This is a genomic window from Pyxidicoccus sp. M6 (genome assembly GCF_055568925.1).
The window spans coordinates 6,479,695-6,505,632 of sequence record NZ_CM145714.1 but is presented as its reverse complement, the minus strand read 5'-3'; the positions used below and the strand labels follow the sequence as shown (position 1 = coordinate 6,505,632).

Below are 25,938 nucleotides of genomic sequence, written 5' to 3'. Positions count from 1 at the left end.
CGCGCAGCATGACTACGGCCTCGTCGTGTAGAGTCGCCCTTCGCTGTGTCCAGGCTCCTACGACCAGAAACACCGAGTTCGGAATCCGGCCGCGGCTACGACGCCTTCCTGTCCTATAGCCACGAGCATGACGAGCTCCTGGCGCAGGCGCTGCAGGCCGCCATCGAAGCCATGGCCCGGCCGCTTCCCTTCGTGCGCCGCCTGCGGGTCTTTCGTGATGCGAGCGACCTCGAGGCCACCCCGCATCTGTGGGGGAGCATTCAGCGCGAGCTGGGCCGGAGCCGATACCTGGTCCTGCTCGCCAGTCCCGCCGCCATGGCCTCCCGCTGGGTGCTCAGGGAAGTGGAGGCGTTCCTCCTCCATCATTCCGTGGAGCAGGTGCTCATCGTCCTGGCCGATGGCACTTCGTCCTTCCTGCCGCGGGAGCATGGCGAGCCGGCGGTTCCCACGCTTCTGGAAGAAGCCTTCCGGCAGGCCGGCGCCGAGCCACTGGTACTCGACCTACGGGAGCTGCGGGGGCTGGACGCGCGAAGGATGCGGCGGTCACCGAAGCTCGCGGAGGTTGCCGCCAGGGTCAGTGCACGGCTGCTCGGGCTTCCTCTGTCGGAGCTGTGGGGCGTCCACCGCCGGGTCCGGCGGCGATGGAGCCTCATCCTCGGAACCGTGGCGGCGGCGCTGCTCACCACGCTCGGCGTGGCGGTATGGAGCGGGCTGCGGAATGACTCGCTCGAGGCGACCGGAGCAGTCCTGGAGGAGGAGAAGCGCAGTCTCTCCGAGCAACAGAGGCGGATGTCGCTGGACAACTTGAAGGCGGCGGAGGACTCGCTGGTCAAGGCGCTCAAGGAGGCAGAGCCCTACCTCACGCCGCCGCGCCCCCATCCAGGGGAACTCCGGGGTGGCCTCGCGGCGGCGATTGCCGCCTCGGCGGACCTTCGTGTGCTCGGGCACTCGGACAAGGATGCACGCGTTATCGCCGTCTGCCCCCGGTGGGACCTGGCGCTGACCTGGCATCCCCGGCACGGCCTCGTGAGCTGGTCCCTTTCGACGGGAGAGTCACGGGTGCTCCGAGACGATGGGCCCCCGGTGGCCGCGGGAAGCTGCGCGGCGCAATCACGCATCGCGGTCGTCCATGGCAGCTCGCAAGCCCCCCCATGGGTCGAGACCTGGGACCTCGTCCAGGGAAGGCGCCTGGCGCGGATGGAGGGCGAGCTCTGGGCGGACATCTCCGGCTCTTCTCTGTCCGGGGAGGGCGCCGTCGCCGCCGCGGTGCTCAGGGATGGGATGGTCTACATCTGGGATGCTGCCACCGGAAAACGCCTGCGCCGGTTCCGCCAGCCAGAGCACGCGAGCGCACGGCCTGTGTTCTCCCCCGCCGGGGATCTCCTGCTGGTGGAAAGCATTGCAGCGGAGCGGACCACCGTCTGGGACTACCGGAACGGCACGATCCGGGCGACGTTGGAGGGAGGGCTCGGCTCGGACGAGCCCTCCCTGTGGACACCCGATGGCAGGCAACTGCTGCTGACCAGCGAGCGGCAGGTCACCGTCACGGCGCTGGACGGAACCGTCGCGCAGAAGTTCCCGGTGCGGGCAAAAGGAATCTTCCAGGTGGGTTTCGACACGGAGGCCAGGCGCGTCCTGGTCGCCGGGCTGGACGGGGTGGCGGCCATCCTGGAGCGTGAGACAGGACAGGAGAAGCCAAGGCTCACCGGACACGCGGGCACGGTCCTCGCGGCGGCCTTCTCCCAGAACGGGCGCTATGCCGCGACGGTGGGGCGGGACCAGTCCCTCCGACTCTGGGATGCCAGCACGGGCGAGCTGCTCAAGGTCTTCTGGCATACCGAGCCGCTAGAGCCCTTCGTGGCCTTCACTCCCGATGAAGCGCTCCTGACCGCCACCGACAAGGGGCGGATACATGTCTGGTCCATCCGCGCCGGCCTGTTCGTGGGCGTGCGAAACGGAAGCTGCCCTCCGGCCTCCGGCACGCGGGGGCATCTGGTGGCGGCCATGCTCGACCAGGTCCATGTGCTCCTCGCGTGCCCGCAGTCCGGCAAGCTCCACCTCGTGAATGTGGAGACGGGCCAGGAGGAGGACATCATCGAGTGGCAGCCTCTCCTGGGAATGACGGATGCGGCACTCAGCCGTGATGGGCGCCGCCTGCTCCTGGGGAGCCAGAGCGGCTCCATCTCATGGTTCGACCGTGACAAGCGCCGCTGGAGTCATGTGGAACTCACCCCCATGGAATCAGTAACACGGGTGGCCTGGGAGCCCTCGGGGCGCCGCTTCGCATTCGCCACGGAGGGACACCCCTACGAGCGCGCAGTAGTCATCTGGGATACCGAGCGGCGCGACGAAGTCCATCGCTTCTGGACGAAGTGGCCGGTGACCGGCCTGTTCTTCGACAGCATGGGGAAGCGGCTCCTCGTGGGCTTGGAGGGTTTTGATCCCACACTCTGGTCGGTATCCGATGACGGCGACGAACGCGAGGTCGGCAGGCATCCCCCGGAGGAGCCAGGGTTGGAAGTCAGAGGCGCCGCCGTCCCCTCCGGAGGCGGGCTGCACACCCTCCATGCCCTGTCCGGGAAGGGCGAGTACCTTGCGTGGAATCTGGACACAGGCACGGCCGAGTCCTTCGGCATGACGGAACTGCTGGAGCCCTTCCTGCAGCCCTCACGGCCGCTGTTCCAGCTCCAGTACGACTACGACAAGAAACAGCTCATCGTCGGCGACCCGGATACAGGCGTTCCCCTCGTCTCGCTTTCCCCAGAACCAGCGGTTCCCGGAGAGGCTGGCAGGCGGCAGAACCCCGGCGAGAAGCCTCTTGGCGCCTTCATCGTGGAGGAAGGCAGGGCACTGCTCGTGCATGGCAGCGACGGCTGGCTGCGCAAGTGGCTGTTGCCAGAGCCCATGCCTGGGAGCGACACGGCGCTCGTCAGCCGGGCCTGCGAGCGGCTGTCGGCCGTCAGCCGGGCTCAGGCTCCCCAGGCCTGCGCTCGCGTTCCTCCAATGGCTCAACACAGGTAGACGCCCCCCAAAGGTCGCTCCTGATGAGGCGATCCGGCAGGTACCATACCGGCTCCCCACGCTCTTCGTCCCGCCTCGCCTCGAGTCCGAGCTCCTCCTCGATGGCATACACAGCCTCTGACACGGATGTATGCGTCCCATTGATGAGCAGGCACACCCTGTGGAGCCCATTCTCCTGGGGAGCTACGCTGAGGACGTAGTAGATGCTTCCAACATTCGGATGCGGAACCTCGTGAGTGGCACACCACGCATCCGGCGTATGGTCGCAGAGTGTCGGGCTCTCCTTGAACCCGGGGAGCTCCCGAAGCTCGGCGACAATCCGCTCCCGTGAGTCGAGCGGGAGTCTCCTGGTGACCCGGGCGAACAGCTTGTAGTGCTTCACCAGCTCGTCATTCCCGGAGCGGGCTACGCGCCCGGAAGCACAGGACTCCGGTTCGCAGCCCAGCACGAGGAACAAGAACGGCAGGCCCCGCCAGTACGAGGGGGCTCGCGAGCCCGCCCCCGGTCTTCCCGTCTCCAGCATCATACGCCGCGAACGATAACCCACCGGGACATGGCAAGGCTTCTCCAATACCAGACACTTCCCTCAGAACTCTGAGGGGAGGATGGGCATGCGCCTCAGATCTTCGAGGAGCCCATCCGCTTCGAATTGCGGTAACACTCCGTGGCGCAACAGGGGCCGGTTGTCTCGTCACCGCAATCGGAGGGAAACCATGTCCTGGAAGCACCCTAGCTCGCTCTCGCTGCTCGCGTTGTGCCTGACAGCCTGCGGAAGTCCCGCGGGCAACGAGTCCCTCGATGCCGAGGACTCGGCGCTCGAGTCGCCCGCCACGCAGCAGACACCGGCATCCGCCGACAACAGGCCCCCGGCCCCTGTCGTGGCTGGAGAGCCCGTGCTGAATCCCACTCCGCCGGCCCGGGAGCCCCGCCTCCTCGTGGTGCCGAAGTACTACGACACCATCCAGGCCGCCATCGACGCGGCGGAGGCCGGGGACACGGTGTACGTCGCGCCCGGTGTCTACTCCGAGCACGTCGTCCTCAAGAGCGGCATCCGGCTGGTCGGCGCGGGCGCGCCCATCACCCTCTGGGACGGCCACGGCGAGCCCGTCAGCCTCGTCGACTTCTCCGGCGCCAGCGACGTGGAGATCTCCGGCTTCACCTTCCGGAACGTGGGCTCCACCACGTGGTGCACGATGTCGAATGACTTGTGGAGCTGGTGCGGCGGCAACTGGTACGCCGCCGCCATCGTCGCGGACGGGCACGAGGCGAAGACATCCGCGCGCGTGACGCACAACATCTTCGAGGGCAACGACACCGGCGTGCTGCTCTACTTCCACGCGCTCGCGGAGGTCCGCAACAACCTGTTCTGGAAGAACGGGCACGCGCTCGCCTTCAACCACCTCCAGGATACGGGGAGCGTGGAGGGGAACATCTTCTGGAACAACACGGCCCTCGGCATCGGCGTGCAGGCGGGTTACGTCGACATCCAGCGCAACGTCATCGCCGGCTCGTCCGTGGGCCTCGCCCATATGTACGTGCAGACGGGCGACATCCGCTGCAACGTCTTCTTCCTGAACGAGCAGGACGCCGTGGAGACGCACGACGTCCCTCCGCGCGTCGTCATGGGCGAGAACGGCAACGTGGTGTTGGACCCGCTCTTCGAGGACCCGGGCTCGGGCGACTTCCGCCTGCGCCTCGGCTCTCCGCTGAAGGACGCGGAGTGCTTCGGCCACCGCCAGGATGACCTGGGCCCTGCCGCCGAGCCCTGAGTCCCTCTCCAAAACGCCGACGCCGCCAGCCCCATGAGGGACGTTGGCGGCGTGCGTGGAACCGAAGCGCTGTCGCGCGACTCCACTGCTGCCGCACCGCGGGGCTCCGGCTCCGTCTGTTGCCACGGACCGCCTCTTCTGGGAAACCGCTGCCTCCACGCCCCCAGCGGGGCAAACCCACGGAGAGACACAATGCGCAAGGTCCTTCTCATGGCTGCAGTCACAGTGCTTGCCGCCACCCAGTTGCTGGACTTCTCCAGCGCCCACGCGAAGCAGGACACCACGTTCGTCACCATCGCGGATGCCCGCAGCGGCATCGCCACGCCGGTGGACCTGGGAGCGCCTGGGGACTCGCCGGGAGACATGTTCGTGTTCGACCAGCCCCTGCTGAACGAGGCCCGGCAGCCCATCGGCAGCAACAGCGGCTACTGCATCCGGACGCTGCCGGGCCAGTTCAGCGAGTGCCAGTGGACGCTCACCATGGCCAACGGCACCATCACCGTCGCGGGCCGTGAGGCCGAGACGGGCACCTCGCTCATTCCCATCATCGGTGGCACGGGGGCCTTCATGGGGGCGCGGGGAGTGCTGGCCACCACTCCCAATGGTGACAGGACGTTCACCCAGGTGCTCACCCTGTTCCGGTAGCGCAGCGAAACGCAGACGCCGCCAGCCCCCGTGAGGGACACTGGCGGCGTCGTGAAACGCGTGGCGGTGTGACTCAGCCGTGCGTGGCCGGCCGGGGCTCGTCGGTGCGAGGCCCGTGCGAGGGCGTCCCGGACTTGCTGTCCGGCTTCTTCCCCAGCTTCGCGCCCAGCCGCGCCTTCATCCGGTCCGCCACCACGTAGAAGGCGGGCACCACCAGCAGGCTGAGCACGGTGGACACGGACAGGCCGCCGAGCACGGCAATCGACATGGGTGCGCGCGTCTCCGAGCCCGCGCCCAGCGCCAGCGCCGCCGGCACCGCCGCCATCATCGTCGCGGTGGACGTCATGAGAATGGGCCGCAGCCGCACCGGCCCCGCGCGCTGCATGGCCTGCACCGCGTCCGCGCCGCGCTCACGCTCCTGGAGCGCGTAGTCCACCAGGATGATGGAGTTCTTCTTCACGATGCCCATCAGCAGCAGCAGGCCAATCATGCTGAAGATGTTGAGCGTGGTGCCGGTGGCGAGCAGCGCGAAGGCCGCGCCCGCTACCGACAGCGGCAGAATCGTGAGCACCGTCACGGGGTGCAGGAACGAGTTGAACTGCGCGCCGAGCACCATGTACGCCACGCCAATCCCGAGGAAGAGCGCGAAGAACAGGCTGCTCATCGAGTCGCGGAAGGCCACGCTCGCGCCGCCGGGCACCACGCGCACCCCACCGGGCATGTCCTTCGCGAGCCGCTCCACCGTGGCCAGCGCCTCCTCCTGGTTGGAGCCGGGCGCCACGTTGGCGTAGACGCTGATGGCGCGCTCGCGATCTCTCCGGGTAATCGCCTGGAGCGCGGGGCGCTCCTCCTGCGACACCAGCGAGGACAGCGGCACCAGCGCGCCGCTCGACGTGCGCACCTTGAGAAGCGCCAGGTCCTCCGGCCGCGAGCGCTGACCGGCCAGCAGGCGCAGCCGCACGTCGATGCGCCGGCCACCCGTGCTGTACTTGCCCACGCGCAGGCCGCCCACCAGCGCGTTGATGGACGAAGCCACCGTCTCGATTGGCACGCCCAGGTCCGCCGCGCGCGCCCGGTCCGGCGTAATCCGCAGCTCCGGCATGCCGAGCTGGTAGTCGGTGTCCACGTCCACCACCTTGCCGCTGGCCTGGAGCTTCTCGCGAATCTCCTGGCTGGCCGTCACGAGCTGGTCCCAGTCCGAGCCGCGCACGCTGAACTCCACCGGGAAGCCGCGCTGCGCGGTGAAGCCCGACTGCGACATGTCCTGCACCACCGCGCGCAGGCCGGGGATGCTGTTGAGCTCCTTGCGGAAGATCTGCTGCAGCTGCGCCTGCGGCATGCGCTCATCCGGCGGAACCAGCGTGAGCATCAGCATGCCCGCGTTGACGCTGTTGGCGCCGCCGCCTCCGCCCACCGTCGCGAAGACGCTCTGCACCTCCGGCCGCGAGGCAGCGAAGGCCTCGGCCTTCTGGAAGAGCGTGTTGGTCTCCTCCAGGCTGCTGCCCACCGCGGTCTGCAGGCGCACCATCAACCGGCTCTGGTCCTGCGAGGGCACGAACTCGCCCGGCAGCGCGCGGAAGGCGAACACGCTCGACACGAGCAGCACCACCGACGTCCCCAGCACCCACCACGGGCGCTTCAGGCCCCAGCCCAGGGCCCGGCCGTACTGGTGCTCCAGCTTCGTGAAGGCGTTGTCCACCCACACGCCCACCTTGCTGCGGCCCTCGCGCGACGTCTTGAGCAGCTGCGCGCAGCGCGCCGGCGCCAGCGTGATGGCCTCCACGTAGGACAGCAGCACCGCCACGCATAGCGTGACGCCGAACTGGAGGAAGAACTTGCCGATGACGCCCTTCATGAAGATGACGGGCAGGAAGATGGCCACCACCGCCAGCGTGGCCGCGAGCGCGGCGAAGGTGATTTCCGCGGTGCCCTCGCGCGCGGCGCGCACCCGGTCCTTCCCCTCCTCCGCGTGCCGGAAGATGTTCTCCAGCACCATGATGGCGTCGTCCACCACGATGCCCACCGCCAGCGCCAATCCCAGCAGCGTGAAGGTGTTGAGCGTGAAGCCGAGGAAGTAGATGACGGCCACCGTCCCCAACAGCGACATGGGAATGGCCAGCACCACGTTCATCGTGCTGGACAGCGAGCCCAGGAACACCCAGCAGACGAACGCGGTGAGGATGCACGCGAGCAGCAGCTCGAACTCGATTTCATGGACGCTCTCCTCGATGAACTTCGTCGAGTCGAAGCGGATGCCCACCTGCATGCCCTCGGGCGCGTCCTTCGAAATCTTGTCCAGCTCCGCGCGCACCGCCTGGGCCACGGCCACCGCGTTGGCGCCGCGCTGCTTGCGGATGCCCAGGCCCTGGGCCGGCTGGCCATTGACGCGGGTGAAGCGGCGGACGTCCTCGAAGCCGTCCTCCACGAGCGCCACGTCGTGCAGGTACACCGGCTGCCCGTCCTGCTCGCGCACCACCAGGCCGCGCAGCGTCTCCAGGTCCAGCGCCTCGCCCATGACGCGCACGTTGACCTCGCGGCCTTCCATCTCGATGCGGCCGGCGGGCAACTCCACGTGCTCGCGCTGGAGCGCGGCGATGACGTCCGTGACGGTGAGCCCGCGCGCGTCCAGCTTCTTCGCGTCCACCCAGATGCGCACGTTGCGCTCCAGCGAGCCGCCGAGCTGCACCTCCCCCACGCCCGGCACCGTCTGCAGGCGCTCCTTCACGCGGTAGCGGGCGAAGTCACTCACCACCTGCTGCGAGAAGGGCCCGGACACGCCGGCCCACATGATGGGCTGGTCCTCCGGGTTCGTCTTGGAGACGACGGGCGGGTCGATGTCACGCGGCAGCGCGCGCGCCGCCTGGCTCACCCGCGTCTGCACGTCCTGCAGCGCGAGGTCCACGTTGCGCGACAGGTCCAGCTCCACGGTGATGCTGGCGCCGCCCTGGCGCGCGTTGGAGGTGATGCTCTTGACGCCCTCCACCTGCGTCACGGCCTCTTCGATGGGCTCGATGAGGTCGCTCTCCACCGCCTCGGGGTTGGCGCCCTCCCAGGTGACGGAGATGTTGATGGTGGGGAAGTCGACGTCGGGGAACTGGCTGATGCCGATGCGGTCCGCCGCCACCAGTCCGAAGACGATGGTGGCCGCCATGATCATCCAGGCGAAGACGGGCTTCTTGATACACGCTTCCGTGAGGCTCATCTGCGGGCACCTCCGCCGTTGGCGGCTTCAGGCTGCGCGCCCGGCTCACCCTTGAGGGTGGGCTTCGGGCCCTCCGCGATTCGCACCGCCGCCCCGTCGCGCAGCGCCTCCGCTCCGCGCACCACCAACTGGTCTCCGGCCTTCACGCCCTCGAGCACTTCGACGAGTCCGTCCGCCGTGCGCATGCCCAGCTCCAGCACGCGCTCGCGGGCCTTGTCGCCCTCCACCACGTACGCGAGGAAGCCGCGCTCGCTGGGGCGCACCGCCGTCTGCGGCACCACCGGGCTGCCGCCGCGCGTCTCCACCGGCACCGACACCGTGGCGAAGGCTCCGGGGCGCAGCGCCTTCGCGTCCTCGCCGGACACCTCGGCCGTCACCGGCACCATGCGGCTGCTGTCGTCCGCGGCCGCCGCCACGTGGGTAATCTTCGCGCTGAACTTCCCGCCGCCGTTGCGCACCGTGAAGCGCGCCGGCATGCCGGGCTGGATGCGCGCCACGTCCGCCTCCGGCACCGTGAAGCGCAGGAGCATGGGGTCGCGCCGGATGAGCGTGGCCATGACGAGCCCCGGCTGCACGTACTGGCCCGTCTGCACCGTGCGCGTCTGCAACACGCCGTCCATGGGCGCGCGCACGTACGCGTCGCGCTGGTTGAGCTGCGCCTGGTCCAGCAGCGCCTTCGCGGTGGCCACCTCCGCCTCCGCGGTGCGCGCGCGCGTCTGGTACGACTCGAGCTGCTCGGCGGGCAGGAGGCCCGGCTTCGCCTCGTTGACGGCGGCGCGGCGCTCGGCACCGGCCTTCGCCTCTTCCAGCGATGCCTTCGCCTTGGCCAGCGCGGCCTCCGCGGCGCGCACGGCGATGGCGTAGCGTGCGGGCTCGATCTCCGCGAGCACGTCGCCCTTCTTCACCGCCTGCCCCTCCGCGAAGAGCACGCGCTCCACGGCGCCGGGGACGCGCGCCGTAATCTGCACGCGCTCGAAGGCCTCCACCGAGCCCACCGCGTTGACGACGTACTCCACGTCGCGCACCTCGACGGGTGCCACCTCGACGGGGAACTGGATGGCTCCGCGGCCACCACCGGAGCCTCCACCGGGGCCACCGCCGCCGCGCCCGCCCGGGGCCGCCGCGGCAGTACCGGGGGCGCCGCCCTTCTGCGCCTCCGCGTCCTTCTTGCACCCCGCGCCCAGGGCCAGCACGGCCACGGTCACGGTCAGCGTTCCTGCGCGTCGCATCACCTTCACGGTTCTTTCCCCAGAGGATCGAGTCCCACGGCCGCCCGGAGTCCCAGGAGGGCCACGCCCAGCGCATAGCGGCTCTGCGCATGGGCCACTTCGGCTTCGAACAGGCTGACGGCCGCGTCCGCCACCGTCAGCGCCGTCGACAGGCCCTGGCGGTACAGAATCCCCTGCTCCTCGGCGTTCTGTTTCGCCGCGCGCACCGCCAGCTCGCTCTGCGCGAGCGCCGCCTGCGCGTTCTCCAACCCCACCCGCGCCCGCTGGATGTCCACATCCACCCGGCGCGTGGTCGCCTGCTCCTCCAGCTTCGCCGCCCTCGCCAGCGCCACCCGCTCCCGGCGCTCTGCATAACGCTCGCCGCCGTCGAAGAGGCTCCAGGTGAGGTCCACGCTGAAGAAGCCGTCACCGGTGCGCCCGGTGAGGCCGGACTCGTTGGTGAGCCGGTAGGTGTACGAGGCGCCGAGCGCCGGCAGCAACCGCGCCAGCGGCTCCTGCGCGTTGGCCTCCAGCGACTGCACCCGCAGCCGCGCGGACAGGATGTCGGGGCGCCGCTCCGTCGCTCCCTGCACCACGGCTTCGTGTGCCGTCAGCGGCCGCGCGGCTTCCGACAGCAGCGTGTCCGGCGGAGACAGCGTGCCCTCCACCGGCTCCACGAGCAGGTAGCCCAGCTCCAGGCGGCTCGTCTGCGCGCTGTTGCGGGCGCTGGTGCGCTGCACCTCGGCGGTGGCGACTTCCACTTCCGCGCGCGTCACGTCGTTGGTGCTGGCGAGCCCCGCCTGCGCGCGGGCCTTCGCGTCCTCCAGCGACTGGCGCGCGAAGTCGAGGCGCTGCTCGGCGGCCTGGAAGACCTGCTGGTCCGCGAGCGAGGCGAGGAAGGCATTGGCGGCCTCGAAGGACACCTGGCGGCGAGCCTCCACCGAGTCGAGCTTCGACGCCTCGCCCTCCAGCTTCGCGGCCCGGTAGAGCGGGAAGCCGCGAGCGTCGAAGAGCGTCACACGCGCGACGATGTTGGCGCTGAGGGCGTTGTAGCGCTGGAGCACCACCTGCTGGCCGCCCACGTCACGCGTGGACTGGTTGGAGCGCCGCGTGTAGGTGCCCGTCGCCGTCAGCTCCGGGAAGAAGAAGGCGCGCGCCCGGGCGACGCGGGCCTGGGCCGCCTCGGAGCGCTGCTCGGCGGCCAGCGCGGACTCATTGCGCTCGGCGGCGAGGGACACCGCGCGCTCCAGCGACATGGGCGCGGCCTGGGCAGGCGTCGCACCCGCGGGTGCTGTTTCCGCGCTGCCAGGTGCGGATTCCGCACCCGACGGTGCCGATTCCGCACCCGACGCGGGAGGGGTGGTGCCGGCGTCCTGGGCCAGGGCCTGGGGCGCGGCGAGCGCGAGCCAGGCACAGAGGGGCGTGGCGAGGACGGGACGGACGGTGGGCATGGGCAGGCGTTGGGGACTCGGGCCAGGGGGAGCGATTCGGCGCGCCATATAACGAAGGTGTCGGAGGGGAACCATGGCCATTCGCGCGTCTGGACGGTGGCCCGCGCGACGGTCTATTGCGTCTGTTCAGGGTCTCCGGTTTTCTGACCTGGGTGCGTCATGACGGCGGGCGCCAAGGCGCGCCCGGGAATGCACAAGCAATGCGTTTATTCCTGCTGGGTGTGGTGCTGGTGGCGGTTTCCATGTCGGGGTGCAAGAAGGAGGAGCCCCCTCCTTCCGCGGGTGCCCTGCGTGTCTCCATCTCGTATGCAACCTTCCAGCCCAGGTGCCTGACGCTGAAGGTGGACGACCTGGAGGACCCGTCGCGCACGGAGTCGACGCCGGTGAACGTGGCGACGGGCGTGGTCAGCGACACCCGGACGGTGGCCGTGCTCGGCCGCGAGGGCTGGAGCCGGAACCTGCGCCTGACGGCCACGGCGCACGAGCGCTCGTGCGTGGGCCCCGTGGTGGCGGAGCAGTCCGTGGAGGCCCAGGTGCCGGAGGTGGGTGTCGCGGACGCTCGCCTGGACCTGCGCGCCGAGGACCGTGACAACGACGAGTATGTCGCCGCGACGGGCCCGCGGCCCGGCACGGACTGTGACGACTCGCGGGCGGACGTCCACCCGCAGGCCACGGAGCTGTGTGACGGAGTCGACAACAACTGCGTGGATGGCGAGGCCGACGCGCCCGATGACAAGGAGTTCTGGCCGGACCGCGACGGAGACGGTTACGGGGACCGGGACGTGGCTTCGGTGCCCGGCTGCGTGAAGCCCGCCAACACGGCGGCCCGGGGCGGCGACTGCAACGACGGCGACGGCGACATCCACCCCGGGCAGGACGAGCTGCGCTGCGATGGCCTGGACGATGACTGCGACGGCGTGACGGACGACGACACGTTCGCCGTGGGAACTTCGTGCACGACGGAGCTGGGCTGCCGGGGCGAGACGCGGTGCCAGTCGGAGTCCGCCTCGGCGTGCATAGGTACCGAGCAGCCGGTGACCTGGTACGTCGACGAGGATGAAGACGGCAGCGCGGGCACGGAGACGTCAGCCCGCTGCACGGAACCCGCGCAGGGGGCCAGCAAGACGCGCGACGACTGTGACGAGGGCACGAGCTACGCCTCGAAGACCGGCACCGAGGTGTGCGACCGGCTGGACAACGACTGCGATGGCACGCGTGACGACGGCGTCGCCGGGTGCGCCACGGCGACGTGGTCGGTGGACACGGACGTAGGCGCCGCGGATGCGGAGTGGAACGCGGTGGCGCCGTACGGTGAGACCACGGGCTGGCTGGCGGGTAGCGCGGGCCGGGTGCTGCACGTGGATGGAAATACCTTCACGCCGGTGACGAGCTGCCCCGGCGACTGGAAGTCCGCGTGGGCGGCGAGCAACGGGCGCGTGTTCCTCGGCTCGAGCGTGGGGAAGCTGGCCACCGTGGCACCGGGAGCGCTGGACTCCTGCGCCGAGGTGAGCGGTCTCGGGGACGCCGCCATCAATGGCCTGGTGGGCTTCGTGCAGGACACCACCGTGAGCCTCTTCGCGGTGGACAGCCAGGGCCGCGTCATCCGCTGGCGGTACGTCGAGGGCGCCACGAGCCAGGCCGCGCCGGAGCTCGTCACGCAGGTGCCCGCGAACCTGCGCGCCATTCATGGACTGTCCCCGGGGACGCTGCTCGTGGTGGGCGCGGAGAACGTCAACAACGTGCCCGCCGCATGGCGTGCGCCCGCGAGCGGCGGCACCTGGACGAAGGAGGACCTCGGTGCCGTGGGCGCCACGGGCTTCCTGCGCGCGGTGCGGGTGCTGACGCCCACGCTCGCGTATGCGGCGGGCGACGGAGGACTGCTCTTGGAGCGCTCGAGCACGGCGTGGACGGCGAAGCCCGCGCTCACCGTGGCGGGGACGGGCGTGGTGGATGTGCGCGCGATGCTGGCGGTGGGACGCACCGCCATCTACGCGGTGGCGTCGGGGTCCAATGACATCCACTTCTTCAACGGTGCGGCGTGGAGCAGCGTCACCGTGGCGCCACATCGGCTGAATGCGCTGAATGGCACGCGTCCGGACCGGCTGTGGGGCGCGGGCTCGAGCGGCACGCTGGTCCGCTGGCGGCCGTGAGTATGGACCTACGCGCGGACGGCCTCGCGGTGCGGTACGGAGCGCGCACGGTGCTGGCGTCGGTGACGTGCGCCCTGCCTCCAGGGACGCAGGCGCTGCTGCTGGGGCGCTCGGGCGCGGGGAAGACAACGCTGCTGAAGGCGCTGGCGGGGCTGGTGACTCCGGCGGAGGGAAGCGTGCTGTGGGATGGACAGGTGGCGGCGCGACTGTCCTCCTCCGAGCGCCGGGCGAGGCAGGCGGCGTTCGGCATGGTGTTCCAGACGGACGCGCTGTTCGACTCGCTCACGGTGAGGGACAACGTGATGCTGCCCCTCACCCGCCGCCGCGTGCCGGAGGCCGAGGCCCGCGCGAGGGCGGACGAGGTGCTGCGCGCGGTGGGGCTCGCGGAGGCGGCGGACAAGCTGCCGGAGCGATTGTCCGGAGGCATGAAGAAGCGCGCGGGACTCGCGAGGGCGCTGGCGGCACGGCCCTCGGTGTTGCTGGCGGATGACCCGTTCGCGGGGTTGGATCCGGGCACGGCGCGGCAGGTGGCGCGCGTGCTGCTGGAGGTGTCCCGAGGCGGCACGCTGCTCGTCGCGGCTCCAGAGGCGCCGGTGGACCTGCCCCTGCCCCGCTGGCTGTACCTGCGCGGTGGGAAGCTGGTGCATGACGGAGCTCCCGCGCCGGAGCTGGAGCACGCGCCGGACGAGGTGCTCGCGTGAGGCCACTGGCGCGAGCGCCCAGAGGCTGGGAGCATCTGGAGCATTCGGAGCGTGCGGGATTGAAGCGTGAGCATTCGCGAGACGAGGTGCGCGCATGAAGCCACTCGTCTGGCTGGGCCGCACTGGCCTGGACACGGTGCGCGGCGCGGGAGCACTGGGGCTCGTCGCGGGCCGCACGGTGCTGGGCTTGCCGCGGCTGGAGCGCCGCGAATTGGCTCGGGCGCTGGTGCAATTCGGTTACGACTCCCTCCCGTTGGCGATGGCCACGGCGGCGCTGGCGGGCGTCATCGTGGTGCTGCAATCCGGCCTCTACATCCAGCGCTTCGGAGCGCGGGCCTTCCTCGGCTGGGCGGCGGGTTACGGGGTGCTGTGGGAGTTCGGCCCGCTGTTGCTCGGGCTCATCATGTCGGCGCGCATCGGAGCGAGGAACGCGGCGGAGCTGGCCACCATGCAGGTGGGCGGGCAGATTGAAGGCCTGCGAGGAATCGGCCTGGACCCGTTCGCCATCCTCGTGGCGCCGCGCGTGGTGGCCATGGAGTTGAGCATGCTCGCGCTGAGCACCTTCACGTTCCTCGTGGCCATCCTCTTCGAGTCCGTGGCGGCGCTCCTCGCCCTGGACCTGCCGCTGCGTGTCTTCTACGGCACGTTCGCGGACATGTTGGACCCGCTCGACATCCTCGGAGGCGTGCTGAAGACGGGCGCCTACGGCCTCGCCATCTCCCTGGTGTCCACGGCGGTGGGCCTGTCCGCGCGAGGCGGTGCGCGAGCCGTGGGCCAGGCGGCGGCGAGCGCGGTGGTGCAGAGCTGCGCGGCCATCTTCGTGCTCGACCTGCTGCTCACCTCGTTGCTGACGGGGTGGATGAAATGAGCGCGGTGCTGTCCTTCTTCGGAGCCCCGGCGGTGATGTTGATGCGCACCGTGCGGGCCTCGCTGCGCGACGGAGTGCCCTGGCGCGAGTCCCTGGCGCAGCTCCACGAACTGGGCGGGCGCAGCGTGTGGCTCATCATGTCCGGCATGGCCTTCTTCGGCGCGGTGCTGGTGACGATTGCGAACAGCCAGGCCAAGCGCTTCGTCGGCAACGTGGCGGTGCTCGGCCCCGCCTACTTCGAGCTGCTCATCCGCGAGCTGGGTCCGGTGATGTCCGCGATGCTCACGGCCTCGCGAGCCGGCGCCAGCCACGCGGCCGAGCTCTCCACCATGAGCGTCAATGAGCAGGTGGAGGCGCTGGAGATGTCCGCAGGAGACCCGTACGCCGACCTCGTGGCGCCGAGGGTGATTGCCGGAGTGCTCGGCGTACCGCTCCTGAGCGCGATTGGAACGGTGTCGGCGACGCTGGCGGCGGCGGGAGTCGCGAGCCTCGTCTTCGGCGTGGACGGGCGCGCCTTCATGGACCCGCGCTACGTGGATGGATGGGACCTGCTGGCGGCGCTGCTGAAGGCGGGAGGCTGCGGGCTATACATTCCCCTCGCGGCGGCGGTGGCGGGCCTGAGGGCGAGCGGCGGAGCCGAGGCGGTGGGCGAGGCCACCACCTCCGGCGTGGTGGCGGCGAGCCTCGGCTGTCTGTTGATCGACTTCGCCGTGTCCCTCGCCTTCCAGTTGCTGCGCCTGTGAGCCCGAGCGTGAGCGAGAGCCCCAACAGAGACACCCTGCGCTTCACGGACGTGCGAGTCACGTTCGAGACAGGGCGTCAGGTGCTGCAAGGCGTGACGGCAGAGGTCTCCACGCGAGAGCTCACGTTCATCGCGGGAGCGAGTGGCTCCGGCAAGAGCGTGCTGTGCCGCATGGCCGTGGGCCTGCTGCGCCCGGACGCGGGCCAGGTGGAGCTCTGGGGTGAGCGCGTGGACACGCAGCCCGAGCGCGAGCTGGTGCGTCTGCGCAGGAAGGCGCCGTATCTGGTGCAGGGCCCGGCGCTGCTGGACTGGCGGACGCTGCGGGAGAACGTGCGGCTCGCGGACCCGGAGGCCCGCGCGGAAGACGTGGACGCCGCGCTGGAGCAGGTGGGCCTGCAAGAGTGGGCGGACCGGCTGCCCCCGGAATTGGGCCCCGGAGCGAAGAAGCGCGCGGCGATTGCGCGAGCCCTGGTGCTGAAGCCACGCTACCTGCTGCTGGACGAGCCCACCACGGGGCTGGACCGGCGAGCGGCGTCGCAGGTGGAAGAGGTGATGGCGTCACTGAAGGAGCGGGGGCTGGGCGGGTTGGTGGTGACGCACGACTACCGGCAGTTGAAGGGGCTTGCGGACCGGGTGCTGGTGGTGGCGGGAGGACGCTGTGCGTACCTGGGCCCGCCGGCCGGGTTCCTGGAGTCCACGGCGCCCGAGCTTCGGGTGCTGACGGCGCCGTTCATGGAGGGCGCGACGGATGGATGAGCGACGGTTGGAGCTGAAGGTGGGCGCCCTCGTGCTGGCGACGGTGGTGGGCGTGCTCGTGCTGCTGTGGCTGATGGGCGAGCTGACGGTGGGCTCCAGCGCGGAGCTCGCGGTGGACTTCGGCCATACAGGCAACGTGGTGGAGGGCGCGCCGGTGAAGCTGGGCGGCGTGCAGGTGGGACGCGTGCAGGCGATTCGGCTGCAGCCCGAGCGAAGGGATGCGCAGGGACGGCCGCTGCCGGTGCGCATGGAGCTGGCGGTGGCACCGGAGGCGCTGGGAGCACTGCGCGCGGATGCGCGGGTGACGGTGGCCACGGTGGGCCTGCTGGGCGAGCCGTACCTGGAGCTGAACCCGGGGGCGGCGGAGAAGCCGCTGGGCGGGGGACAGGCGGTGCGAGGGACGGACGCACCGAGGTTGGACATCCTCGCGGAGCAGCTCTCGCGCTTCGTGGAGATCCTGTCCGCGATGCTGGAGAAGGACCCGGAGGCGGTGACGGACCTGGCGGCGAACGTGTCCCGGCTGACAAAGACGCTGGACCGGATGCTGAATGAGAACGAGGCCGACGTGAAGGTGCTCGCCTCGGAGCTGGCGGCGGCGTCGAAGGACCTGCGCCAGCTTGCCGCGTACGCGCGTGAGTCGTTCCAGCCCGGGGGCAAGGGAGCGAAGTTGATTGAGGACGCGGCGGCCACGGCGGCGGTGATGCGGCACGAACTGCCCGGGCTGACGAAGTCCGCGGGCACGACGCTGGATGGGCTGGCCGCGGTGACGGGAGCCCTGGGGCCGGAGGACGGGCAGCGCGTGAAGTTGGCGCTGGAGCGCTTCACGAACGCGGCGGGGCAGCTCGAAGGGATTGCGGCGAGGGCGGACCGGGTGCTGGCGAAGATTGAAGCAGGCGAGGGCACGGCCGGCGCGGTGCTCCAGGACCCGACGCTCTATGATGAGCTGCGTACGTTGGTGACGGACCTGCGCAAGCATCCGTGGAAGATTCTCTGGAAGGACTGAAGGGCCGCGCTCCGCCATGTTCCGACGCCTGCTCATCCTCTTCGATGCCAGCGCGAATCCGGAACAGGTGCTGACCGCGGCACGCCGTCTCGCACCCTCGCCGGAGAGCGTGCACCTCTACGCCGTGTCGCCCGAGCGTCGGGACCTCGAAGCGCCCCGGCCGCCCAGCCTCAACGCGCTCGACCTGCTCTGGGAGGGCATGCGCGACTGGCACGTGGCCACTGGCATCGGGCACCAGCTCGAAGACCACCTCTCGACCGACGCCGTCATCCAGTCGGCCCGGCAGCACGGCTCGGACCTGGTCGTCGTCGGCCCGCTGTTCGGCACGTCACCTCGGTCTCGCGTCAGTGCCATCCTGGCGCTCGCCATCCGCGAGCGGCTGCACGTGCTCTCCGTCGGCGCACACTGTCCCTCGGTGCCCTCCCCTACTTCGCGCCTGGCCATCGCGGTGTCTCCGGATGGTAGGGGGCTGCGCTCAGTCGCGACCTTTCTCGCGAACCATGCGCCGTCCCGAGAGCTCATCGCGCTCACCACCTCCGAAGCTCCCGAGAAGGCCCATGAGCTCGAAGCCCTCTCGCACGCGCTGGGTGTGACGGAGACCGTGCGTATCGAGCCTCTCTCCTTCAGTCCCATGGACCGGGCCGAAGCCTACGAGGAGGCAGCGAGGCGCTGGGGCGCGGACCTGTTGCTCGTCGCCACCGATGCGGTCGATGACATGTACGCGCGCCTGCTCGGCATGTTTGGCGCCCGGGCACTCCAGGATTCGTACGTCCCCGCGCTGCTCCTGCCGCGCACGCTCCCGACGTCCCCCATGTTCGAGGAGCGGCATGCCGTCTCGGACTCGCTGCTCCTCCCAGGCTACGAGCCCCGCTTCGCCATCGAGCAAGTGGGGATCATGCCAACCGTCACCGTGCCCCCGCCCGGAGTGCTGACCGCCTTCGAGAGCGGTGCACCACTTGGAGGTGCCCAGCATCAGGGCGGCACCGCGACACTGCCCACCTCGTGGTTCAGCCACATCCGGCCCGGACACGTCCGCGCCCTCGCCTTCGCGTTCGACTCCGCCACGCGTGAGCTTGCGCCGTGTCACGTGCTCGCTCCCGAAAAGCCACTGTTGCTCATCGACAGCCACGTCACCCAGCCCGCGCTCCAGGACGTGTTGATGCGTGTCTCGGACACGAGCCATCCCGTCTTCGTCCGCCTGCGCGACAGTGAGCCGCTCGACGCCCACCGCGAGCGCCTCCACAAGCTGATGCCAGGCCTCGCACCGCTGCTCCTCATCGACGCCAGTGCGTGGCTCGACGACGCACGCGCGGATGACGTGCCGCGCCTCGTGGATGCTCAGCGCCTCGTCCGCGTGGCCATGCGGCTCGCCATGGCCGGAGCCGCCATCTCCGCCGTCGTTACCCGCGACGAGAACAAGCCCGTCCACCCCTTCCTCCGCACCCTGACACCGAGCGAATTGCTGCGCCTCCCGGATGGGCACGCACCGGCTCCCCTGCCGATACCGGACGAGCCGGACACCTTCTCCCGGGAGCTGACGCTCGCCGGAGGCAGCCGCTGCGTCGCGGGCCACACCATCGACGTCGAGCTCGACAACGCACGGGAGCGCGAAGCGGTGATTGCCGCCATCGACAGCGCTCGCAGTACCGTCCATTGGCAGTGCTACATCGTCGAGGACGACGCCGTGACGGCCCGCTTCGCGGAAGCCCTCAAGCGTGCGGCCGCGAGGGGCGTGCGCGTGCGCCTCCTCGCCGACGCGCTCTACAGCGGACATGACTCCTTCGGCGCGATGAACCCGGTGCTCGTCCACCTCTCCCAGACGCCCAACGTCGAGGTTCGAGCCATCGCGCCGCTGTCCGGCCTGCCGAACCTCCAGGCACTGAAGCAGCGCAACCACCGCAAGCTGCTCCTCGTCGACACGGAGCAGGCTTTCGTCACGGGCCGCAACATGGGCGCGCCCTACTACACGGGCTTCGACGAGGTCGCCATCAAGCGGACATCGGACTACCGCGAGGTGCCCTGGCTGGACTGTGGCGCGCGGCTCACCGGCCCGCTGGTCTCCGAGCTGGAACGCGCCTTCCTCGCGGAGTGGATGCGCGCGGGCGGAGAAGCCTTCCCGGTTCCCACCGCGGCGCCAACCGGCTCCATGTCGGCGCGGCTCGTCCTGCACGAGGGGCTCAAGGACACGCACACGCTGGACACGCAGCTCGCGCTCATCCGACAGGCACGCTCGCGACTGGTCCTCGTGAACACCTTCCCACTGCTGCTCGAATTGCAGCACGCGCTCGTCGCCGCGCTCCAGCGTGGCGTGCGCGTGGACGTCCTCTTCGGCAGCGTCCGTCCGCACTACGGCCAGCAGAGCCACTTCGCGGGAGGCACGCTGCGAGAGGTCGCGGACCGCTACGTCCGCAGTCGCCTGGACGCGGTCATCGACGCGGGCGGAATCGCCTACGAGTTCGCCATGCCGCCCGCCCCGAAGTGGGAACCCGAGCTGGAGCGCGTCTATCCCCACGTCCACGCCAAGCTCCTTGTCTGCGACACGACAGCGGTGGCCGTGGGCAGCGCCAACCTGGACGTCACCGCGGCCTACTGGGAGAGCGAGGCACTGCTCGTCGTCCACGATGCGCCCTTCGCGGAGCGCATGCTCGCGGCGCTGGCACCGCTGCTCGCGCGCTCACGGAGAATCGACCGTGAGGACACCCGCTGGCGTGCCGAAGCCGAGCAGCGCGCGTGGGTCAGCCGCAATTGGCCCTCGCTCGTCGGTTGACCACCCGGTCAGCCCGGCTCCCACGTCCCCGTCCCATGAACGCCAGGAACCGCCATGCCCACGAACGCCACCAGGGTCTTCTTCGCCGCCGTGGGTGACGTCCACGGACACATGAACCGCATGGTGAACCACCTGCGGCACGCGACGGAGGTCTTCCATCGGCAGTTCGACTTCGTCCTCCAGGTCGGTGACTTCGAGCCGCACCGCGACGAGGCCGACCTCGCCTCCATGGCCGCTCCCGCGAAGTACCGGCACCTCGGCGACTTCGGGCCGTACCACAAGCTCCGCCGGGGCTTTCCCTGGCCCGTCTACTTCATCGGCGGCAACCACGAGCCCTACGGCTACCTCGACACCCACCCCGAGGGCTTCGAGCTGACCCGCCACTGCCACTACCTCGGCCGCGTGGGCGTCATGGACCTGCACGGCCTGCGCGTGGTGGGCCTGTCCGGCGTCTACAGCGAGGAGCACTTCAGGAAGGCGCGCCCGCCCCTCTCCGCCCTGGGCTCCGTCTCCAACAAGGACTTCACGTTCCTGTCCTCGTTCATCACGGACTGAACCCCGCCAGACAAGAATAACCCCTAATAGCAGCCAGCCCATCCATAAGCATCACCCCATCCCTCCCACGTCACGCGCTGATTTCGGGTGTGGGACAAATCCGGCTTTCTCCGAGGCACGCCGGCAAGAGCCGGTGGTACAAGCCCGCCCCGTGAAAGCCTCCCCTCCTCCCGAAGCCCCTTCCAACGCCACCTTCGAATCCCTGGGCCTCAAGCCCGCGCTCGTCGAGGCGCTCAACACGCTCGGCTACGAGGAGCCCACGCCCATCCAGGCCGCCGCGCTTCCGCCGCTGCTCGCAGGCAAGGACCTGCTCGGCATCGCCGCCACCGGTACCGGCAAGACGGCCGCCTTCGCCCTGCCGCTGCTCCACCACCTGACGCCGGGCGAGAGCCGCCCGAATGCCACCTCCGCGCTGGTGCTCGTCCCCACGCGCGAATTGGCCATGCAGGTCTCCGAGGCCATCCACCGCTACGGCCAGAAGCTCGGCGTCACCGTGCTGCCGCTCTATGGCGGGCAGGTCATCGGCCAGCAGCTCCGCGTGCTCAAGCGCGGCGTGGACGTCGTCGTCGCCACCCCGGGCCGCGCGCTGGACCACCTGCGGCGCGGCACGCTCCAGCTCGACGACGTGCGCACCGTCGTCCTCGACGAGGCCGACGAGATGCTCGACATGGGCTTCGCGGAGGACCTGGAGGCCATCCTCTCCGGCACGCCCGAGGACCGGCAGACGGCCCTCTTCTCCGCCACGCTGCCGCCTCGCATCGCCACCATCGCGGAGAACCACCTGAAGGACCCGGTGCGCGTGAAGATTGCGCGCGAGAAGGTGGAACAGGGCGAGATGCCCCGCGTCCGCCAGACGGCGTACATCGTCCCGCGCGCGTTCAAGATTGCCACCCTCGGCCGGCTGCTCGACGTGGAGTCCCCGTCCGCCGCCATCATCTTCTGCCGCACCCGCACCGAGGTGGACGACCTCACCGTGTCCCTCAACGGTCGCGGCTGGCGCGCCCACGCCCTGCACGGCGGCATGACGCAGGAGCAGCGGGACAGGGTCATCAAGCAGCTCAAGTCGCAGGGCACGGACCTGCTCGTGGCCACGGACGTGGCGGCGCGCGGGCTGGACATCCCCCGGCTGTCGCACGTGGTGAACTTCGACGTGCCCAACGCGCCGGAGGCCTACGTGCACCGCATCGGCCGCACGGGCCGTGCCGGCCGCGAGGGCGTGGCGATTACCCTCGTGGAGCCGCGCGAGCACCGGTTCCTGCGCAACATCGAGCGCGTCACCGGCCAGCGAATCGAAGTGTCCACCGTCCCCACCGTCGCGGACCTGCGCGAGAAGCGGAAGGAGCTGCTGCGCTCCTCCCTGCGCGAGACGCTGGTGGCCGGCGAGTTGGATTCGCTGCGCAGCGTGGTGGAGGACCTGGCCTCGGAGTTCGACGCCATGGACATCGCCGCCGCCGCGCTGAAGCTCTACCAGGACTCGCAGGACGAGGGCCGCGAGGCGCACGAGGAGGAAATCCCCACCGTCGCCCCGCCGAAGGAGCGGCCCGAGCGCCCCGGCAAGTTCGGCGGGCCCGGTGGCCGGCCCGGCCGCCCGGAGCGCGGCACCAAGGGGCGTGGAGGCCCGCCGTCGTACGACATCACCCGGCTGTGGATTGGCGCGGGCCGGCGCGCGGGCATGCGGCCCGCGGACCTGGTGGGCGCCATCGCCGGTGAGGCGGGGCTCGACTCGTCGCGCATCGGCGCCATCCAGATTGGCGACAGCTTCTCGCTGGTGGAGGTGCCGGAGCCGGACGCCAACCGCATCATCGCCGCGCTGAAGGAGACGACGCTGCGCGGCCGCAAGGTGCCCGTGCGCAAGGACCGCGGCTGAAGCTCAGGGCTCCGCCCACTGCCTCAGGAGGTTGTGGTACACACCCGTCAGCATCACCAGGGCGGGGCTCTTGGGCACCTCCTGGTTGAGCCGCTGAATCGACGTGTCCATGTCGAAGAGCAGCGCGCGCTGGGACACGTCGCGCACCATGCTCTGGGTCCAGAAGAACGACGCGAGCCGCACGCCACGCGTCACCGGCGTGACGTGGTGCAGGCTCGTCGCCGGGTAGATGATGAGGTCCCCCGCCGGCAGCTTCACCGAGTGGTTGCCGTAGGTGTCCTCCACCACCAGTTCGCCGCCGTCGTAGCTGTCCGGCTCGGAGAGGAAGAGCGTGGCGGAGACGTCCGTGCGCACGCGCTCCGGCGTCCCCGGAATCCTGCGGATGGCATTGTCCACGTGCGAGCCGAACGTCATGCCCGGCTCGTAGCGGTTGAACAGCGGGGGGAACACGCGCTTGGGCAGCACGGCGGAGACGAACAGCGCGCTCTTCTCCAGCCCCGCCAGGACGATGTCCCCCATCTCCCGCGCCTCGGGGCTGGACTCGGGGAGCTGGAGGTTCTTCTTCACCTGCCCGGACTGGTAGCCGGCGGTGATACGGCCGTCCGCCCAGGAGGCCCTCTCCATGAGGGCGCGGCAGTGAGCCACCTGCTCCGCGCCGAGGACATTGGGGATGTGAAGCATCATGGAGAGGACTCCTTCGGGACGGGTGTCCGCTAGAAGCGGTAGCGCGCGGTCAGCATCGCGGAGACGCCGTCCGCGGGGACGGCGTGGCCCGCGTAGTACTGGTCGTAGTAGAGCGCATCCGTGAGGTTGTACACGTTGAGCTGGAACTGCGCCTTGTTCCACTCGTAGCTGGCGAACGCGTCGAAGCGCCAGTAGTTGGGCACGTAGTTCGTCGCCGTCGTGGCCGCGGTCGGGTTGCTGACGCTCGTCACGTCCTGGTAGACGGCGCCGCCGCCCACGGACAGGTGCTCAATCACCTGGTACGTGGTCCACAGCGACAGGCTGTGGCGCGGCGTGTTCGGCAGGCGCTGGCCGATGAGGTACGGGTTGGTGTGCTCCACAATCGCGGAGTCCATCAGCGTGTAGTTGGCCATGACGCGCAGGCCGCTCGTAATCGTGCCCGCGATGCCCGCGTTGAAGCCCTGCACGCGCTGCTCGCCCTCGAGAATCTGCGGCGGGCCTTCCGGGTCCGTGTTCGGCACGCGCGCGTTCGTCTTCTTGATGCGGAACACTGCGCCCGTCAGCCCGAGCCTGTCGTTGAGGAACTCGCCCTTGGCGCCCACCTCGACGATGTTGTTCTTCTCCGGGTCCAGGCTCACCGTTTCGTTGGACAGCGTGCCAATCTCCGACGAGGGGTTGGAGGACGTGCCGTACATGCCGTACACGCTCGTCTTCTCCGTCGGCTTCAGGACGAGGCCGGCGCGCCCGTTGAAGAGGTGGTCGCTGCTCTCGAACCGGGTCTTCACGCCCGTGGCCGCCGTGGTGACGTAGTCGGTGTTGAAGACGTCGTAGCGGATGGAGCCCACCACCTCGACGTACTTGCCGACTTCAATCTGGTCCGCGGCGTACAGGCCCAGGGTGCGCTGCAGGCTGGTGCTCGCGGTGGAGAAGACGCGCTGCACGGACGAGAGGTCCGGCGCCGGGTCCGGGTCGAACAGGTCCGCCGGGAGGTTGGTGCCGGTGGGCAGGCCCACCGCGTTGAGGTTGAAGCGGCCCTGGCCGCGCTTCTCCCACGTCAGCTCCACGCCGGCGTTGGTGGTGTGCTTGAGGAAGCCCGTCTCGAAGGTGCCGCGCACGTCCGCGAGGTTGGCGAGGTACGTGTTGTCCGTCTCCGTCTCGAAGCGCTGACGGCCGATGGTGGTGGGGGCCGTGGCGGGCGTGAGGCCGCGCGGCGCCGTGGGCCGGGCGAAGCGGTCCACGCGGCCGTAGCGCAGCGTGTTCGTCAGCTGGAGGACCTCACTGAAGCGGTGGCTCAGCTTGCCGGTGGCGACGTGCGCGTCCACCCGCGTCTTGTCCTCGCCCTCCACGCCGTAGAAGGAGTTGCGCGGCACGTCGAGCGACGTGGAGACGGGATAGGTGTTGAAGTACGGCTCGCCGTAGTCGGGGACGCCGGACTCGCGCTGGAAGAGGTAGTCACCCTCGAGGGTGGTGTGCTCCCCCAGCTTGTAGCGCAGCGAGGGGGCGATACCGATGCGGTCGTCCTTGACGACGTCGCGGGCCGCGGCGCTGCTCAGCTCGCCCATGGCGTTGAGGCGCAGCTGGAAGTCCTCGGAGACGGCCTGGTTGAGGTCCACCGCGAGGCGGCCGGAGGGCGCCGTACCGCCGCTCAGGGACACTTCCTGGAAGGAGGTCCGCTTCGGCTTCTTGGTGACCAGGTTGATGGCGCCGCCGGTGGAGCCGCGGCCGAAGAGGACGGAGGACGGACCGAAGTAGGCCTCCACGCCCTCCAGGTTGAACGTGTCGCGCGAGTACCAGCCGAGGTCGCGCGCGCCGTCGCGGGAGATGTCGTTCTGCGCGGAGAAGCCGCGGAGGATGAAGGCGTCACCCTGGCGGCCGCCCTCGCCCGCGCTCGCGGTGATGCCGGAGACGTTGCGCAGCGCCTCACGCACCGTGGTCACCTGCTGCTCCTCGAGCACCTCCTCGGTGACGACGGTGACGGTCTGCGGCGTGTTGACGAGCGGCTTCGGCAGGCGCGTGAGGCTGCTCTCCTTCGCCTGATAGCCACGCTCCGCCTCGCCCTCCACCTTCACCGTTGGGAGCGTGAAGGTGTTCTCGGCGCCCTGCTCCGACGGCTGCGCGGAAGCCTCCGTGCCGGACTGCTGGGGAGCCGCCGGAGTCACCTCGGTGGCGCCCGCCTTCTCAGCCCCTTCCACCTGCACCGCGGGCTGCGTGGCCGGGTCCACGGGGGCGGCCGCGGGCTCCTGGGCGACCGCGCTGGTGGCGGCGAGCGCCGACGCGAGGCCGACCGCGGCCTGGCTCCAGGGGCGCAGCGCCGCGCGCACGCCTCCAGAGTGACCGACTGCCGAGCGGATGCCTGAGGTACGGGGATTCTTGGGGGACATGGCTGCTCTGCTGCTCCTGGCCGGGGAGGCCTGTTCGATGGTTTCCTGGAAACCAATTTTGATACGCAGAATCAACTTTGAGTCACGTAGCGGCCCGCGATGAGAGGCCCGACGTGGGGCGTCAGGCCGGCGCGGGGAACGGCGGGAAGACTGCGGTGGGCGGCCTGG

The 25,938-nt window shown here is 70.0% G+C and carries 17 protein-coding genes; 12 read left to right on the top strand and 5 right to left on the bottom strand.

The features are described 5' to 3' along the window. The first annotated feature begins 45 nt into the window (after positions 1-45). The 3 genes from ACVTJA_RS26030 to ACVTJA_RS26020 all read left to right on the top strand — a co-directional run bounded on the left by ACVTJA_RS26030 (position 46) and on the right by ACVTJA_RS26020 (position 5,435). Complete coding sequence (locus ACVTJA_RS26030) at positions 46-3,021, top strand: toll/interleukin-1 receptor domain-containing protein (RefSeq protein WP_465840068.1); 2,976 nt, start codon at positions 46-48, stop codon at positions 3,019-3,021. 713 nt (positions 3,022-3,734) lie between these two features. Next, the gene (locus ACVTJA_RS26025) at positions 3,735-4,790 is read left to right on the top strand and encodes a right-handed parallel beta-helix repeat-containing protein (RefSeq protein ID WP_465840067.1); all 1,056 of its coding nucleotides are present in this window, start codon (positions 3,735-3,737) and stop codon (positions 4,788-4,790) included. Positions 4,791-5,000: 210 nt separating this feature from the next. Beyond that, positions 5,001-5,435 carry a dirigent protein gene (locus ACVTJA_RS26020; protein ID WP_465840066.1) on the top strand — a complete coding sequence of 145 codons (435 nt, stop codon included), beginning with the start codon at positions 5,001-5,003 and terminating at the stop codon, positions 5,433-5,435. Between the two features lie 73 nt (positions 5,436-5,508). Here ACVTJA_RS26020 and ACVTJA_RS26015 read toward each other — a convergent pair whose 3' ends face one another. Genes ACVTJA_RS26015 through ACVTJA_RS26005 form a run of 3 tightly spaced genes read right to left on the bottom strand, consistent with a single transcriptional unit; the run spans position 5,509 to position 11,296 of the window. After that, the gene (locus ACVTJA_RS26015) at positions 5,509-8,637 is read right to left on the bottom strand and encodes an efflux RND transporter permease subunit (RefSeq protein WP_465840065.1); all 3,129 of its coding nucleotides are present in this window, start codon (positions 8,635-8,637) and stop codon (positions 5,509-5,511) included. After that, positions 8,634-9,866, bottom strand: a complete 1,233-nt coding sequence (locus ACVTJA_RS26010; RefSeq protein ID WP_465840064.1) for an efflux RND transporter periplasmic adaptor subunit — start codon at positions 9,864-9,866, stop codon at positions 8,634-8,636. Before ACVTJA_RS26010 ends, ACVTJA_RS26015 begins: the two co-directional genes overlap by 4 nt. A gap of 5 nt (positions 9,867-9,871) precedes the next feature. Continuing rightward, positions 9,872-11,296, bottom strand: coding sequence for a TolC family protein (locus ACVTJA_RS26005; protein ID WP_465840063.1), 1,425 nt, complete (start codon positions 11,294-11,296; stop codon positions 9,872-9,874). Between the two features lie 200 nt (positions 11,297-11,496). Between ACVTJA_RS26005 and ACVTJA_RS26000 the strand changes: the two genes are divergently transcribed. From ACVTJA_RS26000 to ACVTJA_RS25960, 9 genes are all read left to right on the top strand, one after another. Then, a complete protein-coding gene (locus ACVTJA_RS26000) occupies positions 11,497-13,446 on the top strand; it encodes a MopE-related protein (protein WP_465840061.1) in 1,950 nt (649 codons plus the stop codon). Between the two features lie 2 nt (positions 13,447-13,448). Further along, positions 13,449-14,147: an ABC transporter ATP-binding protein gene (locus ACVTJA_RS25995; RefSeq protein WP_465840059.1), complete on the top strand. Its 699-nt coding sequence runs from the start codon at positions 13,449-13,451 to the stop codon at positions 14,145-14,147. 94 nt (positions 14,148-14,241) lie between these two features. After that, positions 14,242-15,015 carry an MlaE family ABC transporter permease gene (locus tag ACVTJA_RS25990; RefSeq protein ID WP_465840057.1) on the top strand — a complete coding sequence of 258 codons (774 nt, stop codon included), beginning with the start codon at positions 14,242-14,244 and terminating at the stop codon, positions 15,013-15,015. After that, the gene (locus ACVTJA_RS25985; RefSeq protein ID WP_465840055.1) at positions 15,012-15,758 is read left to right on the top strand and encodes an MlaE family ABC transporter permease; all 747 of its coding nucleotides are present in this window, start codon (positions 15,012-15,014) and stop codon (positions 15,756-15,758) included. Before ACVTJA_RS25990 ends, ACVTJA_RS25985 begins: the two co-directional genes overlap by 4 nt. Before the next feature lie 8 nt (positions 15,759-15,766). Beyond that, complete coding sequence (locus ACVTJA_RS25980) at positions 15,767-16,513, top strand: ATP-binding cassette domain-containing protein (RefSeq protein WP_465840053.1); 747 nt, start codon at positions 15,767-15,769, stop codon at positions 16,511-16,513. Next, complete coding sequence (locus ACVTJA_RS25975) at positions 16,506-17,516, top strand: MlaD family protein (protein WP_465840052.1); 1,011 nt, start codon at positions 16,506-16,508, stop codon at positions 17,514-17,516. The genes ACVTJA_RS25980 and ACVTJA_RS25975 overlap by 8 nt, the downstream gene beginning before the upstream one ends. A 16-nt stretch (positions 17,517-17,532) precedes the next feature. Continuing rightward, the gene (locus tag ACVTJA_RS25970) at positions 17,533-20,283 is read left to right on the top strand and encodes a phospholipase D-like domain-containing protein (protein ID WP_465840051.1); all 2,751 of its coding nucleotides are present in this window, start codon (positions 17,533-17,535) and stop codon (positions 20,281-20,283) included. A gap of 54 nt (positions 20,284-20,337) precedes the next feature. Then, complete coding sequence (locus tag ACVTJA_RS25965; RefSeq protein ID WP_465840050.1) at positions 20,338-20,838, top strand: metallophosphoesterase; 501 nt, start codon at positions 20,338-20,340, stop codon at positions 20,836-20,838. Positions 20,839-20,989: 151 nt separating this feature from the next. Next, positions 20,990-22,705: a DEAD/DEAH box helicase gene (locus ACVTJA_RS25960; protein WP_465840049.1), complete on the top strand. Its 1,716-nt coding sequence runs from the start codon at positions 20,990-20,992 to the stop codon at positions 22,703-22,705. 3 nt (positions 22,706-22,708) lie between these two features. On the opposite strand, the gene ACVTJA_RS25955 is transcribed toward ACVTJA_RS25960, so the two are convergent. Continuing rightward, entirely contained in the window at positions 22,709-23,389 is a 681-nt protein-coding gene (locus ACVTJA_RS25955) for a Fe2+-dependent dioxygenase (protein WP_465840048.1), read from the bottom strand. A 29-nt stretch (positions 23,390-23,418) separates the two neighbouring features. Next, on the bottom strand, positions 23,419-25,770 hold the full coding sequence (locus ACVTJA_RS25950) for a TonB-dependent receptor (RefSeq protein WP_465840046.1): 2,352 nt from the start codon (positions 25,768-25,770) through the stop codon (positions 23,419-23,421). Between the last annotated feature and the right edge of the window lie 168 nt (positions 25,771-25,938).

Bases quoted from the DNA above. Each gene is read 5' to 3' on its own strand.
- ACVTJA_RS25985 (WP_465840055.1), top strand. From the start codon at position 15,012: ATGAGCGCGGTGCTGTCCTTCTTCGGAGCCCCGGCGGTGATGTTGATG.
- ACVTJA_RS25970 (WP_465840051.1), top strand. From the start codon at position 17,533: ATGTTCCGACGCCTGCTCATCCTCTTCGATGCCAGCGCGAATCCGGAA.
- ACVTJA_RS26000 (WP_465840061.1), top strand. From the start codon at position 11,497: ATGCGTTTATTCCTGCTGGGTGTGGTGCTGGTGGCGGTTTCCATGTCG.
- ACVTJA_RS26020 (WP_465840066.1), top strand. From the start codon at position 5,001: ATGGCTGCAGTCACAGTGCTTGCCGCCACCCAGTTGCTGGACTTCTCC.
- ACVTJA_RS26025 (WP_465840067.1), top strand. From the start codon at position 3,735: ATGTCCTGGAAGCACCCTAGCTCGCTCTCGCTGCTCGCGTTGTGCCTG.
- ACVTJA_RS25965 (WP_465840050.1), top strand. From the start codon at position 20,338: ATGCCCACGAACGCCACCAGGGTCTTCTTCGCCGCCGTGGGTGACGTC.
- ACVTJA_RS26015 (WP_465840065.1), bottom strand. From the start codon at position 8,637: ATGAGCCTCACGGAAGCGTGTATCAAGAAGCCCGTCTTCGCCTGGATG.
- ACVTJA_RS25975 (WP_465840052.1), top strand. From the start codon at position 16,506: ATGGATGAGCGACGGTTGGAGCTGAAGGTGGGCGCCCTCGTGCTGGCG.
- ACVTJA_RS26010 (WP_465840064.1), bottom strand. From the start codon at position 9,866: ATGCGACGCGCAGGAACGCTGACCGTGACCGTGGCCGTGCTGGCCCTG.
- ACVTJA_RS25955 (WP_465840048.1), bottom strand. From the start codon at position 23,389: ATGATGCTTCACATCCCCAATGTCCTCGGCGCGGAGCAGGTGGCTCAC.
- ACVTJA_RS25950 (WP_465840046.1), bottom strand. From the start codon at position 25,770: ATGTCCCCCAAGAATCCCCGTACCTCAGGCATCCGCTCGGCAGTCGGT.
- ACVTJA_RS25990 (WP_465840057.1), top strand. From the start codon at position 14,242: ATGAAGCCACTCGTCTGGCTGGGCCGCACTGGCCTGGACACGGTGCGC.
- ACVTJA_RS26005 (WP_465840063.1), bottom strand. From the start codon at position 11,296: ATGCCCACCGTCCGTCCCGTCCTCGCCACGCCCCTCTGTGCCTGGCTC.
- ACVTJA_RS25995 (WP_465840059.1), top strand. From the start codon at position 13,449: ATGGACCTACGCGCGGACGGCCTCGCGGTGCGGTACGGAGCGCGCACG.